Source organism: Halomonas sp. DP8Y7-1 (assembly GCF_019801685.1).
Classification (GTDB): Bacteria; Pseudomonadota; Gammaproteobacteria; order Pseudomonadales; family Halomonadaceae; genus Halomonas; species Halomonas litopenaei_A.
Map to the genome: position 1 here is coordinate 21,153 of NZ_JAHVIN010000014.1, position 15,574 is coordinate 36,726.

The following is a 15,574-nucleotide window of genomic DNA, read 5'->3' on the forward strand; positions in this document are numbered from 1 at the left end:
CTCTTTAGCCCTCGGACGGGCAGTTTTTGCACGATTATTCGGCAAAACGAGACACCATAGAGGAGAAGCGGTGAGATCACACTTGCAAGCTGTGCATGAAGAAGGACGTGACGCCCTATCGATGCATGCGCCTAATGGAGCAGGCCCAAGATCATGATCCCCAGAAGGTCATGTCAGCCAACGGCTGGCACCAGGCATGATGACTTGCCGGCGCCTTCTCTCCGTGAGCCTCTAGCGAAGGGGCAGGTCAGGAGACGGGAAGTGTCGAGTCGTCACACATTGGAGCATGAAGCAGCTTAACGGCAACGTCAGGTCACGCTGGACAACATCGCCAGCGTATGTGCCCTCTGGTGGGTCACGGCATCATCAAGGATGGTCAGTAGCCTGTCGTAGTCCTCCGGCATTTTATCCTCCATGCAAGCAGCCTCAAAACGATCAAGGGTATGTTGGGTATCATTGATGACAGATTGAAGCTCATCGATTACCCGCTGATGCTCATCCACCGTCATACCACCTCCAAAAGAAAGAAACCGGCCCCACCATGGGAGCCGGTTCTCTACACACCAAGGGGAAAACCATCTTCCCAAGGAATTGCTGCAAGGGCTTCAGATTAACCCAGCAGGGACAGCACGGACTGCGGAATCTGGTTGGCCTGTGCCAGTACGGAAGTACCGGCCTGCTGCAGAATCTGCGCCCGAGTCATGTTGGCTACTTCTGTAGCATAGTCAGCATCTTCGATGCGCGAACGGGCGGCAGACAGGTTGGTTTCGTTGGTCTGCAGGTTGGTGATGGCAGACTCGAAACGGTTCTGTACAGCACCCAGCTGACTGCGCTGCTCGTCAACAGCTTTCAGTGCTGTATCCAAGGTATCGAGTGCGTTGCTCTCGCCATAGGAAGTGACATTGTCACCATTGGCAATAGTAGTTGTACTACTGCGGGCCAGAACATCTTCGGCACCACCCAGCACACCACCGATGGTTGCATTCCCATCAGCATCAAACTCAAGATTATATGCTGCAGTATCTGCAGCGTTATCAGAAGTTATTGCGTAAGCAGTGTTTCCCTCAAGATCAGTATAGGAAACAACTTGAGCAGTACCGGTGTAAGCGCTATCGATGGTTGTGTATTCAGCAGTTGCCGCAAGCGCGGTTATTTCTGCAGTTGCAGTAGTAGTTGTCGCAGTCTTTGAAAGAACGTCAAAGCCATTCGCATCAACACTACGGCTCTCGCCATTTACTTGTGCAAAACCTCCAGCATTCAGCGTCCCTACGTTATCGGCGAAATTCCAAGATGAATTACCTTTGATTTCAATCCCAATTTTCTGATTATCTTCCGAACCTACTTGAATACTAATCTCAGTATCGCCGGTTTTAGAAAGAATTTTAGTACCGTTGAAGTCTGTCTCGTTGGCAATACGCTCAATTTCCGCCATCCGCTCGTTGACTTCTTGCTGGATAGAATCAATATCAGACGCTGAGTTAGTGTCATTTTGAGCCTGAACCGTCAGCTCTCGCACGCGCTGAAGGTTATCATTTATCTGGTTCAAGCCACCTTCGGCGGTCTGAGCGATGGAGATACCATCATTAGCGTTACGCTGCGCCTGCGCCAGACCACTGATCTGAGCAGACATACGGTTGGCGATGGCCTGACCCGCCGCATCATCCTTGGCGCTGTTGATGCGCAGGCCGGAGGACAGGCGCTCCATGGAGGTGGTCAGGGCGCTCTTGGACGCGTTCAGGTTCTGCTGACCGATCATGGAAGTGATATTGGTATTGATCACGGACATGGTGTCATCCTTCCTTAAAGTGTTGGGCTCCATTGGCGGACCGTCTTGGCCTGCCGCAACGGCGCCGTTGGCCGTTACCCTCTTTTATCGGTGGCTTGGCCGGAAGCTTTAGGCTGACACCAAAAAAATTTCTCGCTGGGGCGGCCGATGGCCTTCCATGGGGAGCGCTCGCGCCACTGTGTAGGGCCTGGCAGGTCAACCATGATGTCCTCTCCCTTTCTTTTCCCCCACCTTTCTCCTTTTTCTCCCCTACCTCCCCTTTCTCGCCTCCCCCCTACCTCCCTATGCCCAATCGCTGAGGCATGCGCGATGCGGTTGTTCTTGCGCGATCAATACTGGACTCTTGTCCACCTCTCTTGATCGGATCGGCCGCAGCCGTTGCCTTACATCGTCGATACAGGTTAGCGAATCAGAGCCATTCAGGTATGTTGAGGGGTGATATGCCACCACGCGGAACGTGGTGACATCGCGTGTCGTGCGCCGCGATCCGAAGTTGCCTTCGTTGGCGGCGGCAAGACGCTGCCACAGGCATCTATCAACGCTGGCACCTGCCATGCTGGAAGCGTGGTATCGAAGCAGCACAGTACCAAGGAAACGCGAGCGCCACGCATCACCGGCGCGAGGGAGGTCGAAGGTAGGATGCCGTTCAGACTTCGTGATGTAGCAGAAGACACCTGGCTGCTGATGGCCTCCTGCGGGATGTTGATGGTGGGAGCGGCAGGCCTCGCTGCCTGGCTGATTCAGCCGGGGGGCCAGCCATTGCTGGTGCCCGATGTCGCGTTGGCCAGCCTGGCAGGCGGTGGCGGTGTGCTGCTGCAAGTGCTGGGCTACGCCAAGGGGCGCATGCTCTGTGGTGCCTTGACGCTGCTGCTGGCGCTGTACGCCATCGTCCACGATCTGGTCGCCAGCGGCCCCATGGACGTCTTCTCGCTGCTGACGGGAGGGCCGCGCATGACCAGCTGGGCCGGCATCTCGATGCTGCCGGGCTGCGTCGCCTTGATCGTTGGCGTGGAACACCGTCACGGGCGCTTCTGGTGGCGCCTTTCCGGCACCCTGCTGCTGCTGATCGGCCTGCTGTTCACGGTCTGGCTGCTGATTCCCGGGCAAGCTCCGCAGATCTGGCAGGTGACTCGCAGCACCTCACCGATGGCGGTCTGTCTGCTCTACCTGCTGGCCGGCCCGGCATCGCTGGTGCTGGCCTCTCGTCCGCCCACACGACCACTGCACCTGCAACGGGCCAGCGTCGCGGTGGCCTGCGCTGGCGTGCTGCTCAGCAGCCTGGCCTGGCTGTCGCTGAATCATGTGCGCCAGAGCCACGTCAAGCTGGAAGCCGAACACACCCTGACCAGCATCGAACAGCGCGGCCACGACCAGATGGCGCTGCATCGTCGCTGGCTCGACCGTCTGACCAATCGAATCGGCGACCAGAGCAGCGACGTGGAAACCCTGGCCGGGATGATCACCTTCTACCTGCGCGATGTGCAAAGCCTGGAAAGCCTGTCGCTGTATCGCGGCGAAGAGCGCCTGTGGCAACGCTCCCGGCGCGCCCAGCCCGCCATCTGCCATGCCAGCACTCCGCTGAACCTGCCCGCTGGCGGAAGCCTTGAACTGGAGCTTCCCGACAACCCCTTGTCGGCACCGGCACGCATGGTCAGAACTCTGGCCGATGGGCAGCTCAGGCTGATTGCCTGCATCGACCTTCCCGGGACCCTGGCACCTGCGGTGGCTGACGACACCACCATCCTGGCCATGCAGGATGTCGATGGCGACTGGTGGTGTGGCTTCGGTCAGGACAGCATCGAGGTCAAGGATCCCACCATCCCGCGGCTGGCTGAACTCTCCCTGTCGCTGGATGGGCGCACCCTGAGCATGCGCGCCCTGCCCGGCCCGGCCAGCCCTTGGTGGCTGGCCGGAAGCCTGCCGGCGCTGATAACCCTGATCGGGCTCGTGATGTCCTACAGCCTGGCCCTGACGCTGTCGTTGATGCGCACCCTGCTATGGCAGACCCATAGCCTGGTCGCCACCCAGGACCAGCTGGAAAGCTATCAGGGCATTCAGTCGATGATCGCCCGCGAGGCGCCGCTGGCGGAAACCCTGGAAGCCTGCTGCCGACTGGTCGAAGGCCAGCTGCCGGATGCCATCGCCACCGTCCTGACGGTCGACGAAGGTAACGAGACCTTGAGCCTGGTCGCCGGCCGTGGTCTACCCGCCGACCTTGCCCCCCTGCTGGAGCGCACGCCCATCGGCGACACCTTTGGTACCTGGGCCATCGCCGCCAGGGACAAGGCCACCCGCGTCAGCGAAGACATCAGCCACGATCCGACCTGCGCCGGCATTCATCCACGCCTCCTGGACAGCGAACTGAAAGCCTGCTGGGCCTTCGCGGTAACCGCCAGCGACGACCGCCTGCTGGGGGTGGTCAGCCTATTCTTTCACTCGCCGGCCACCCTGGAAGAGACACACAGTCGCCGGATCGAGCGCTGCCTGGAGCTGATCGCCCTGGCGGTGGAGCGCGACCAGGACCGCCAGGCCCTGATCCAGAGTGAGCAGCGCTACCGCTCGCTGTTCACCTACAACCCGGATGCCATCTACTCGCTGGATCATGAAGGCATCTTCATCGCCGCCAACACCACCTGCTCGACCCTCACCGGCGTGCCGCTGGACGATATCCTCGGCCGTCACTACGACATGTTCGTCAAGGACCGGGACCGCGGCTGGGTCAGAGAGGCGGTGCGCAAGACCCTCAAGGGGGAAGTTACTCACTACACCCTGAACATCACCACCCCGCTGGGCAAGCGGGTGATGGATATCACCAACCTGCCGATCATGATCGAAGGGGACATTCGCGGCACCTTCGGCATTGCCAAGGACGTCACCGAGCGCCACACCCAGGAAACCCAGCTGCGTATCCTGCAGCGCAGCGTCGAGGCCAGCATCAACGGCATCGTGATTGCCGATGCGCGCCTGCCGGACTTCCCCATCATCTATGCCAATCCGGCATTCATGCGGATGACCGGCTATCCCGAAGATGAAGTGCTGGGCCGCAACTGCCGTTTTCTACAAGGGGGGGAAAGCGACCCCCAGGTGGTGGAGCGCATCCGGCGGCAGCTGGCCAATCGCAGTGAGGTGCGCGCCACCCTGCGCAACTACCGCAAGAATGGTGAAGCCTTCTGGAACGACTTGTACATTTCTCCGGTGACGGATGCCGACGGCGACATCACGCACTTTGTCGGGGTGCAGCACGATATTTCCGAGCACAAGGCCTACGAGGAAAGCCTGGCCTACCACGCTAGCCATGACGCGCTCACCGGGCTTGCCAATCGCGCGCTGTTCGAGGATCGCCTGCGTCACGACTTTGCCCTGGCCAAGCGTCAGCACCATCACCTTGGCGTACTGTTCATCGACCTCGACGAATTCAAGCCGATCAACGACAGCCTTGGCCACGACGTCGGTGACAAGGTGCTGGTTCAGGTGGCCCAGCGCCTGACCGAAGCGCTGCGTCCCGGTGACACGGTGGCACGCTTTGGCGGTGACGAGTTCGTGGTGCTGCTGCCGGACCTGGAACAGCCGGAGCAAGCGGTCAGCCTGGCCGAACGCCTGCTGCCCACGGTGGCACGGGCCTACCGGGTCGGCGAGCATGAACTGCACATCACCGCCAGCATCGGCATCGCGGTCTCCGACGACTCGACCCTGGAGCCCATGCAACTGCTGCAACAATCCGACATGGCCATGTATCGGGCCAAGCACCAGGGCCGCAATGCCTTGCAGCATTTCAGCCAGGACATCCACTGGGGCATGTCGGAGCGAGTGGCCATGCGTCATGACCTGCAGGCCGCCATCGACAACGACCAGCTGCGCCTGCACTACCAGCCGGTGTTCGACAGCCACAGGGCGATCATCGGCGTCGAGGCGCTGCTGCGCTGGGAGCATCCGGTGCGCGGTCAGGTGTCGCCCCAGGACTTCATTGCGCTGGCCGAGGAGACCGGACAGGTCATCGCCATCAACCACTGGGTCCTGACCCGGGCCTGCAGCGACCTGCAACTGCTCAATGAGTCAGGGCTACGCGGACTGGCGGTGGCGATCAACCTGTCGCCCCTGCAGTTCCGACGGGCCAACTTCCTCGAAACCGTGCGCGACACGCTCAATCGCACCGGCATCGACGCCCAGCAGCTGGTCCTGGAACTGACCGAGGGCATCCTGATGCATGACACCAACAGTGCCATCGAGACCCTCCAGTCACTGCGGGACATGGGGGTGGAAGTCGCCATCGACGACTTTGGCACCGGCTTCTCGAGCCTTGGCTATCTCAAGCATCTGCCGGTCAGCACCGTGAAGATCGACCGCACCTTCGTCAAAGGCCTGCCTGACAACCACGAGGATGGCGCCATCCTTCAGGGCATCATCGCCATGGCTCATCACCTGGGCTTGATGGTGGTGGCAGAGGGCATCGAACACGAGGCACAGTGGCAGTTTCTTAACCAGCATCACTGCGATGCCTTCCAGGGCTTTCACCTGGCACGCCCCATGCCCTTTGACCAGCTTGAACAGTTCCTGGGCGAGCACCCGCTGGCCACCCAGGGAGAGGTCATGGCCCGCTCACGCAAGCGCCAGTCCTTGCCCGGCTGATACGGTCTCGCCCCCTCGCGAGCGCCATGTGCCGGCTAAAGATCCACCGCTCCCCGCCGATAACCTGTGCACGAGTGAACAGGCGTCGTCGAGGAGCCCCGCAGGTGGCAGACCAACAAGAATTCGAAACCATCCGTCACCCCCAGGAAGTGGCCCAACTGCTGGACTGTCTGAGTGGGCCGCAAGGCGCCGGACTGGTGTGGGAGAACAGTGCGGGAACTCCGGCGCCAGTGGTTCTGGTGGAGCTGCTGCCCGGCGAGTCGATCACCCTGGATATTACCGCCGCCGGCGATCTGGGCAGGCGTCTCAAGCAAGGTCAGCCCTTCCGGCTGATGGGCTACTGCGAAGGCATGATCACCCGCACCTCAGTTCTTGAAGCCAGTCAGGGCGAGGTCGTCACCGCACTCAGTGCAACGGCCCAGGCCGCGGAGGCCGCTCGCCCACGGGGCAGCGGAGTGCCACCGCGCCAGCTGTGGCGCTGTCCCTATCCGGAAACGCTGGAACGACTGCAGCGCCGGCGCAGTTTCCGGGCCAGGCTGCGCCTGGGCATGGCCGCCGAAGCGATCCTGCACGACAGCGACGGACAGCGCTTTTCCGGTGATCTGATCGACCTGTCCATCGATGGCTGTCGCCTCGATCTGCCCCACACCGCCGCGGCACTGCTGGGCAACGGCGGCGCTGCCGTCCCCCTGGAGCTGGGCTTTCCTGACGGCTCGCGGCTGACGCTAAAGGCCTGCGTCCAGCATCACCGCTTCGATCCTGAGCGTCGGCTGGTCGAGGCGGGCTTTCACTTCACCGCTGTGCGCGCCCACCAGGAGCGCACCCTGTGGCAGCTGGTGAGAGAGATAGAGCGAGAGTCCGCGCGTATCGCCGAGGGGGTCGATTCGCGGCGACCGCCTTCAGCGCTGTTCCAGCCCAGCCAGGGGCGGCGCGGGCCTCGCCTTGGCCGACGCGAGGCAGAAACCTATCCCACCGACATGACTCGCCGCCTGTCGCGCATCGCCGGCTACCTGCATGCCCAGGCCCTGGAGCTTGCCCAAGGCGGCTGCATCCATGGCCCGCGCCTATCTCGCCAGACCGATCAGCTACTGGCGCTCTACGATGAAGACCGCAACGGCCTGATATTTGCGCTGCGCTTCCTGACCCGGGAATCCTGGCCGGTGCGCCATGGACTGTCGGTGGCCATCCTGCTGGTTGACCTGCTGGCCGACAGCCTGCCAGCGGAGCTGCGCAAGTCCATCACCGCCAGCGCCATGATCCATGACCTGGGCAAGGTACTACTGCCCGCCCCCCTGCGACTGACGCCGACCTTTGGTGACGCCGAACGCAGCCGACTGATCCAGCACGTAGGCTGGTTGAAAGAGCGACTCAGTCACTGCGCCTGGATCAACGCCTCGGTGTTCGAAGCCGTGGCCTGTCAGATCAATGAACGCCTCGACGGCAGCGGATACCCCCTGGGCATTCAGGATGCCGATCTGCGGGAACTGGCCCGGGCCAGCGCGGTGGTCGACGCCATCGATGCCATGCGCGCCCAGCGTCCGGATCGACCGCCCTGGCGTATCGCCGCGATCTACCGCTACCTGCTCGATCATCCTGAAAAGTTCGACAGCGTCTGGGTCAAGCGCTTCATCCAGCGCTTCGGCCTGTACCCGATCGGCGCCCTGGTGCGCTTCAGCGATAACTCCCTGGGCTGGATTCTGGCCCTGGACGACCAGAGCCGGCCGGCCTGCGTGCAACGTACGACGGGCAAGCCCCCCAGCCAAGTGCCGCGCGCCCCGCTCGACGGGGCCCGGGTCGAGGGCGAGGCCCTGGCGGCGCTCGGCGCCATTCAGGGAGAAGTGATCATCGGCGCCTGATGCAGGCTGGCTCAAGTTGCCGATCACACCGCCGATAAGACGATATACCAAGCACAAGGACGCCTGTTCGAGCCACGGGCCCTCTGGCGTTCTGTCACACTGGTCACACTACACAGGAATCACGACATGGCCTCGATTTCATCGCTCGGCATAGGCTCCGGCCTCGACCTCAATGGGCTGCTCGACCAGCTCGAGGCGGCGGAACGCAAGCAGCTGGAACCCATCGTGGCCCAGCAGCAGAGCTATGAGGCCAAGATTTCCGCCTACGGCACCCTGGAAGGATCGCTCGAGAGCTTCAAGGAAGCGGTCGACAAGCTGGGAGACCCGACGCTCTATCAGAGCCTGTCGAGCAATGTCTCCGGTGAAGGCATCACTGCCAGCACCAGCCAGGCCGCAAGCCCCGGGCGCTACGACGTATCGGTGACCCAGCTGGCCCGGGCCCAGAGCCTGGCCAGTGACGGTTTCGCGACCAAGGATAGCGAGCTTGGCGCCGGCACCCTGTCCCTGACCGTGGGTGGCGAAGACATCAGCATCACCTTGAGCCAGGAAGACAGCACCCTGGAAGGCCTGCGCGATGCCATCAATGACGCCGAGGCCGGCGTCAGCGCCTCGATCATCGATACCGGCGACGCCGCCAATCCGTACCGCCTGGTACTGTCCACCAGCAAGACCGGCGTGGACGCCTCCATCAGCGCCATGAGCTTTACCCCTGATGCCGGGGTCACCAGCGATCTGGATACCAAGCTGGCCTTCGATATCGCCACCCCCGACCCCGACGACACCGGCGCTGGCATGCACCAGTCCGTCGCCGGCGCAAACGCCGAGCTCAGCGTCAACGGGATCGCCATCACCAGTGCCTCCAACACGGTCAAGGACGCCATCGAAGGGGTCGAGCTGTCGTTGACCGAGACCGGCAACACCACCGTCAAGGTCGAATACAACAACCTGGCCCTGCGCGAGGCGGTCAGCGGGTTCGTCAAGAGCTACAACGAGCTCAAGGGCACCATGGGCACCCTGACCAGCTTCGATGCCGAGACTGGCGCCTCCGGCGAGCTGCTGGGCGATGCCACCCTGCGCAGCATCGAGTCGCGGCTACGCAGCACCCTGACGGGCGGCGTCGCCCAAGGCGCATTCCGCAGCCTGACCGATATCGGCATCACCCTGCAGCTGGACGGCACCCTGGAGCTGGATGAAGACCGCCTGAACGAGGTCATCACCACCCAGCGCAACGATCTTGCCAGCTTCTTCACCGGTGGTGAGGACGGTGTCGGCCTGGCCGACAGTCTCGATGACACCCTGGCCGCCATCCTGGATGACGGTGGCCTGCTCGACAATGCCACCAGCGGCCTCGAGACCCGCATGGAGAGCCTCGAGCGCCAGTACGAACGCACCGAGAAAAGCATCGATGCCACCGTCAGTCGCTACCGCACTCAGTTCGGCCAGCTGGACAGCATGATCGCCAGCATGAACCAGACCAGCAGCTATCTGACCCAGCAGTTCGATGCCCTCAATGCTCAGTTAAATCAATGACGTTGCGTCCACAACGATGATGTCGTCAGCCCCACGACAAGAGGAAGAGTGAGATGAACCAGGCACAGGCCACTTACGGCCGCGGCCGCGGCGCCGGCGCCTATGCGCGCATGGGAGTAGAAAGCGGCGTGATGTCGGCCAGTCCGCACCAATTGATCGTGATGCTGTTCGACGGCGCCCAGGCCTCGATTCGCGCCGCCAGGCTACACCTGGAAGACGGCAACATCGCGGCCAAGGGCGCCGCCATTTCCAAGGCTCTCGACATCATCAACAGCGGCCTGCGTGCTGTTCTGGATGGCGACAAGGGTGGGGAGGTGGCGATCCAGCTGGATAGCCTCTATGACTACATCGCCCGCCGTCTGCTCGATGCCAACCTGCGCAACGATGTCGCTGGCCTCGACGAAGCCGAACGCCTGATCGAGGAAGTCGCCTCGGCCTGGCGCGAGATCGGCACCCCTAATCACCCCTGAGCGCCCGAGGTTCTCCATGCCCCCGCTTGCCGAGTACCACAGTACCGACACCGCGACCCTGCTGCTGACTCGCTACGAAGCGCTGCTGGCGCTGACCGAGCAGATGCTGGCCATGGCCAGCGAGCATGACTGGGACGGTCTGGTGCGCCTGGAAACGGACTACGTGACCCAGGTCACGGCGCTTCAGGGCCCCTTGCCCGCAGACGGCATGAGCGATACCCAGCGCCAGCGTCTGGGTGGGCTGCTCGAGGCCATCCTGCACAATGACCTGGTATTGCGTGAACGCCTGGTCGAACGGCGGGACGAGCTGGGCGAGCTGCTCAACGTCTCTCGTAACCAGCAGGATCTGCACCGCGCCTACACCGGCGGTCGCGTGGTGAACGCCGGCGCTCGCTTCCGTCGTGAGACGCCGTGAGCGGCATCACTCCGCTGATCGACACCCTGCTCCACCAGGTGCTGGGCAAGCGTGTCGATGTGCCCCCCGCCAAGGACCCCAACGCCCCGGTCAAGCCGATCGACCCAGGTCGCGGGCCGGGCGCCGTGCACAGCGACTCGCGGCTGGACGCTAGACGTACCGCTCACAGCAGTGTCACCACCTCCGCGCCTGCTTCAGCCGGTGGGGACACTGCCCCAAGCGCTGACCGCCCCGCCTCGACCATCACCCAGCTCAGCGCTCCGGGAGCACGTATCGCTGAGCTGCTGGCGCGATTTCCAGCACCGCCTTCGGCGTTGTCGCCGTCACGTCCGCTGCTGGCAACACCACCAGGGCCTGCAGCGGCTGCCCAGCCATCCCCCGCAACGCTGTCGCCAGCCGCAAGCTCGCCACCTCCCCCGGCAGCAACCGCGGCCAGCTCTGCCGCCGCAGCCTCCCTTGCTAGCCGACCGCCTGCGAGTGCGCCTGTTGCGAGTGCGCCTGTGGCTGGCTCACCCGTTGCAGGCGCCCCTCTGGCTGGCCCTTCGACCCCAGCAGTGGCCCAGTTGGCCGAGCGCCTTGGCTCCAGCGTGCGTGACAGTGGCCTGTTCTACGAATCCCACCTGGGACGCTGGCTGGGTGGCGAGCTGGATCGCGCCCAACTCGCTCGGGAGCCACAGATGTGGCGCCCCCTGGTCTTCCGCCCCCTCAGCGATCCCAGCGTGGCGCCTTCGAGCCCATCGGCACTACAGGCGCCCTGGCGAACCACCCAACCCGCCGGCTTCCTGCCCAGCCTGGCACCGGTGGCCCATCCTCGGGGCGATGTCCTGGTCGAAGCGGGCGAGCGGCCCGCAGGGCGCCAGGAACCCGCGCAGCCGACCGGCGTTCACGAGAGCCTGGCGCCGCTGGTTCGCCATCAGCTAGAGCTGCTCGCCGCCCCCGTCCTGCGCTGGGAAGGCGATGTCTGGAGCGGGCTGTTCATGGCCCTGGCCATCCATCCGCCTCAACGCGAACCCGATCGGCGCGAAGGGGGCCAGCAACGCGGTGAGGAGCCTGGCGACGAGGGTGCCTGGCGCACGGACATCCAGCTCACATTGCCCGACCACGGCACGCTCAGCGTCACTGCCGTGGTCGGACAACAGCACCTCAAACTGATTCTTGCCACCGCCAGCGAACCCCTCAGGCAGCAGCTGGAACAGGGCCGCGCGACTCTGATCCAACGCCTGAGCGGCCATGGCGTTGGCGAGGTGAGCATGACCATCCAGCGAGGCGCCGACAATGACGGATGACACGCCTTCACGGCGCCAGGCCGTTGCCCTGGCTTACGCCGAGGGAGACAGTGCGCCCAGGGTGATCGCCAAGGGCTATGGGGACATTGCTGCCCGGATCATCGACCAGGCGCGCCAGCAGGGCATCCACGTCCACGACGAACCCGCCCTGGTGGGTCTGCTGATGCAGTTGAATCTGGATGAAAAGATCCCGCCTGCGCTTTACCAGGTCATTGCCGAGCTGCTGGTATGGATTGGCGAGCTGAATGATGTAAGCAATGAAACAAAAAGGTAAATAAATGTACGACGCTAAGTTTACTTGGCTTTTTATGGCGTCGTAAGCGTCGGTTTTCTATGAACATTCATTTTTCTTGATACATATCAGCCAACCAGCGTTGATGCGTTGGCGGCACTCTTGCCTTGCGCCACACTGTTACTGATCGACAATACCCCGGACGAAGGAGTGAAGACGAACACGTAAACGTCACACAGTGGCGATACTCTTCGTCCGCATCCCCAGGGGTGTAACAGTTTTATCTAAAGCTGGCGATGATCAGCAAAAAAGAAAACGATCAAGGCAGGGAACCTATGAGCAGTCACTCACTGATCGACGAGATTCAGGAATTGAATCTTGCCTATCTCTTGCTGGCGCAGCGCTTGCTGGCCGAAGACCGCACCACTGCCAGGCTACGCCTGAACATCAGTGAGGAACAGGCGGATCTTCTCGAGAGCTTCAACGCACGCCAATTGACCCGCCTGTCCCGCACCAACCAGCTGCTGTGCCAGCTTGGCATCGGTTCCACCGACCAGCTGCGCCAAGTCGTGGACAACCCGCGGGAGCAGGGACTTGCCCATCTTCATTCTTCCCTGCTGATGGCCTGCAACTCGGCTCGCGCCGGAGGGGCATGACCATGAGCACCAAGAGTCTGGTCGAGGAGATGCACCAGGTTCAGCTTGCGATCGATTTGATCGAGCTGGGCGCTCGTCTTCAGGTACTCGAGACGGAAACCGACCTGAGCCGGGCGCGCCTGATTCGCCTGTTCAAGGAAGTTCGCGGCATGTCTCCCCCCAAGGGCATGCTGCCGTTCTCCACGGACTGGTTCATCACCTGGCTGCCCAACATCCATTCCTCGCTGTTCTATGCCTACTATCAGCGTCTGCTGGAGCAGGACTGCGAGCGCATGGAGGCTTTCGTCAAGGCTTACCGGCTGTATACCGAGCAGGTCGATATCGACGCCGCCGAGCCGGTGCTGGGCCTGACCCGTGCCTGGACCCTGATCCGCTTCTTCGAAAGCGACCTGCTGCAGCTGAACGCCTGCACCCGGTGCCAGGGACATTTCGTGGCCCATGCCCACTCCCCCAGCCATGACTATGTGTGCGGCATCTGCCAACCCCCTTCCCGTGCCGGCAAGACCCGCCGTCGCCAGGCGCTGACACAGGACGGCGTCAGCGCCGAGCCGATCGCCCGACCGGTCAAGCACCAAGCCTGATCCAGCCCCGCGCCGAGGGCTTCGCAGCAAGCCCCGGCGTGGTGGTTCCTGCCTATCTCGCTCCGATTCAGCTCACCTCAGCGGCCCGATCCTCGCCGCCCAGCACAGCACCGCCGCGGGAATAGCTTGGCGCTCTTCGCGACCACGATGGAGCCGGTGCAAACTCCGACCCGCCGCGAACAGGCACTTTTTTTCCATGAACGCTGATTTCACGCTCAAGTCCTGCGTGATCAGGCCGATAACACCAGCAGAACGTCTTCCACGTCCCAGCAAAGGATAGTCGTCGTGCTGATACCCATCGGATTCGCGGTCGTGCTGCTGTCGGTGTTCGGAGGCTTCGTGCTCTCCGGCGGCAGCCTGGGCCCGCTGTTCCAGCCGACCGAACTGCTGATGATCGGTGGCGCCGGTCTCGGTGCCTTCATCGCCTCCAACCACGGCAAGGCGCTCAAGGCGACCTTCCGCATCTTCCCGCGCCTGAAACGCTCCAAGCGTTATGACAAGGCTATGTACATGGAGCTGATGGCGCTGCTCTACCGGATTCTGGCCAAGGTCCGGCGCGACGGCATGCTCGGAATCGAGCGGGATATCGACAACCCCGCCGAGAGCGCACTGTTCAGCGAGTATCCCAAGGTGCTCGCCGACCCCATGATCATGAACTTTCTGACCGACTACCTGCGCCTGATGGTCGCCGGCAGCATGGATCCCATGGAGATCGACGAACTGATGCTCCATGAGATCGAGATGTTCGAACAGGAAGCGCATATCCCCGCCGATGCCATCGCCAAGGTCGGCGACGCCATGCCGGCCTTCGGGATCGTGGCCGCGGTCATGGGCGTGGTGAAGGCGCTCAGCGCTTCCGCCGCCGACCCTTCCGAGATGGGCGTGATGATTGCCCACGCTCTGGTCGGCACCTTCCTCGGGATTCTGCTGGGATATGGCTTTATCAGCCCACTGGCCAGCCGCATCGAGCGCCAGACAGGCGAGTCGGTGAAGATGCTGCAATGCCTGCGTGTCACCATGCTGGCCAGCCTGCATGGCTACCCGCCGCAGCTGGCGGTGGAATTCGGCCGCAAGGCGTTGCACACCAGCGAGCGCCCCAGCTTCAAGGAGCTGGAAGATCACGTGCGTGACGCCAAGGCTGGCGCGGGGGCGGCATGAGCAGCGCCGACCAGCGTCGCCCCATCATCATCCGCCGCAAGAAAGTGGTGCATCGTCACCATGGTGGCAGTTGGAAGATCGCCCTGGCCGACTTCATGACCGCACTGATGGCGCTGTTTCTAGTGATGTGGATCCTGTCATCCTCCAGCCGCGAGACCCGCGAGGGGGTCGCCGACTATTTCAGCATGCCGCTGCTGGCGTCGATGACCAACGGTGACAGCGTCGCCATGAGCCCCCAGGTCATTCCTGGAGGCGGCCCCGACGTGACCAGCCAGCAGGGCGAGCGCATGCGCATCGACCTGAAGCGCCAGACCCGGCCCAGCGAGCAACAGCGCCGGGCCTTTCGCAACCTGCAGCAGCGTATCGAGCTGGCCATCCAGCAGGACCCCAAGCTGCGTGGCCTGCGCGATCAACTGCGTTTTGACATGACCCAGGAAGGCCTGCGCATTCAGCTCCTGGACGATGAGCAGCGTCCGATGTTCGCGCTGGGAAGCGATCGGGTGGCGCCCTACCTGCGGGACCTGTTGCGTACCATGGCCCCCCTGCTCAATGACCTGCCCAACGACCTCAGCATCAGCGGCCACACCGATAGCCTGGCCTACCTCAACAGCAACGGTAGCTACAGCAACTGGGAGCTGTCCTCGGACCGCGCCAATGCGTCTCGCCGCGAGCTGATCGGCGGCGGCCTTGACAGTGGCAAGCTGCTGCGCGTGGCCGGTCTGGCCGACCAGGTCGTCATGCCCGACACCCAGGCCGACGACCCGATAAACCGCCGCATCGAGCTGGTGGTGCTGTTTCCCAGTGTGGCCGAGCTGATCCGTCATCCCGGCACGCTGGATCCGCGCTCCACGCCCCCCACCAGCAATGACAACAGGGCACTGATGGCAGGCCCCCTCGAGAACATCGAAGCGCGCTTCCAGGGCGCCCTGGCCAATGCCACGACAGCGCCGTCCGACGAGCCCCACTGACCCCGGGTGA

General features: G+C 63.0%; 13 protein-coding genes. 11 read left to right on the plus strand and 2 right to left on the minus strand.

The genetic code is table 11. From position 1 onward, the window contains the following. Positions 1-308: 308 nt before the first annotated feature. Both KUV41_RS16995 and KUV41_RS17000 read right to left on the minus strand, forming a co-directional pair. Positions 309-509, minus strand: a complete 201-nt coding sequence (locus tag KUV41_RS16995) for a hypothetical protein (protein ID WP_222486852.1) — start codon at positions 507-509, stop codon at positions 309-311. Between the two features lie 101 nt (positions 510-610). Further along, positions 611-1,786, minus strand: coding sequence for a FliC/FljB family flagellin (locus KUV41_RS17000; protein WP_222486853.1), 1,176 nt, complete (start codon positions 1,784-1,786; stop codon positions 611-613). A 639-nt stretch (positions 1,787-2,425) separates the two neighbouring features. On the opposite strand from KUV41_RS17000, the gene KUV41_RS17005 reads away from it, so the two are divergent. From KUV41_RS17005 to motB, 11 genes are all read left to right on the plus strand, one after another. Further along, positions 2,426-6,412: a bifunctional diguanylate cyclase/phosphodiesterase gene (locus KUV41_RS17005; protein WP_222486854.1), complete on the plus strand. Its 3,987-nt coding sequence runs from the start codon at positions 2,426-2,428 to the stop codon at positions 6,410-6,412. A 104-nt stretch (positions 6,413-6,516) separates the two neighbouring features. Then, positions 6,517-8,268, plus strand: a complete 1,752-nt coding sequence (locus KUV41_RS17010; protein WP_222486855.1) for an HD domain-containing phosphohydrolase — start codon at positions 6,517-6,519, stop codon at positions 8,266-8,268. Between the two features lie 126 nt (positions 8,269-8,394). Continuing rightward, positions 8,395-9,798: a flagellar filament capping protein FliD gene (gene fliD, locus KUV41_RS17015; protein WP_222486856.1), complete on the plus strand. Its 1,404-nt coding sequence runs from the start codon at positions 8,395-8,397 to the stop codon at positions 9,796-9,798. A gap of 53 nt (positions 9,799-9,851) precedes the next feature. Beyond that, positions 9,852-10,268, plus strand: a complete 417-nt coding sequence (fliS, locus tag KUV41_RS17020) for a flagellar export chaperone FliS (RefSeq protein ID WP_206941896.1) — start codon at positions 9,852-9,854, stop codon at positions 10,266-10,268. A gap of 16 nt (positions 10,269-10,284) precedes the next feature. Next, the gene (gene fliT, locus KUV41_RS17025) at positions 10,285-10,683 is read left to right on the plus strand and encodes a flagellar protein FliT (protein ID WP_261396096.1); all 399 of its coding nucleotides are present in this window, start codon (positions 10,285-10,287) and stop codon (positions 10,681-10,683) included. After that, positions 10,680-11,969, plus strand: coding sequence for a flagellar hook-length control protein FliK (locus tag KUV41_RS19680; protein WP_222486857.1), 1,290 nt, complete (start codon positions 10,680-10,682; stop codon positions 11,967-11,969). Before fliT ends, KUV41_RS19680 begins: the two co-directional genes overlap by 4 nt. Next, complete coding sequence (locus KUV41_RS17035) at positions 11,959-12,243, plus strand: EscU/YscU/HrcU family type III secretion system export apparatus switch protein (RefSeq protein WP_222486858.1); 285 nt, start codon at positions 11,959-11,961, stop codon at positions 12,241-12,243. The genes KUV41_RS19680 and KUV41_RS17035 overlap by 11 nt, the downstream gene beginning before the upstream one ends. Positions 12,244-12,536: 293 nt before the next feature. Beyond that, positions 12,537-12,857 carry a flagellar transcriptional regulator FlhD gene (locus KUV41_RS17040; protein ID WP_206941902.1) on the plus strand — a complete coding sequence of 107 codons (321 nt, stop codon included), beginning with the start codon at positions 12,537-12,539 and terminating at the stop codon, positions 12,855-12,857. Between the two features lie 2 nt (positions 12,858-12,859). Beyond that, the gene (gene flhC, locus KUV41_RS17045; protein ID WP_222486859.1) at positions 12,860-13,438 is read left to right on the plus strand and encodes a flagellar transcriptional regulator FlhC; all 579 of its coding nucleotides are present in this window, start codon (positions 12,860-12,862) and stop codon (positions 13,436-13,438) included. 285 nt (positions 13,439-13,723) lie between these two features. Then, the gene (motA, locus tag KUV41_RS17050) at positions 13,724-14,596 is read left to right on the plus strand and encodes a flagellar motor stator protein MotA (protein WP_206941906.1); all 873 of its coding nucleotides are present in this window, start codon (positions 13,724-13,726) and stop codon (positions 14,594-14,596) included. Then, on the plus strand, positions 14,593-15,564 hold the full coding sequence (motB, locus tag KUV41_RS17055) for a flagellar motor protein MotB (protein WP_206941907.1): 972 nt from the start codon (positions 14,593-14,595) through the stop codon (positions 15,562-15,564). Before motA ends, motB begins: the two co-directional genes overlap by 4 nt. Positions 15,565-15,574: the final 10 nt, after the last annotated feature.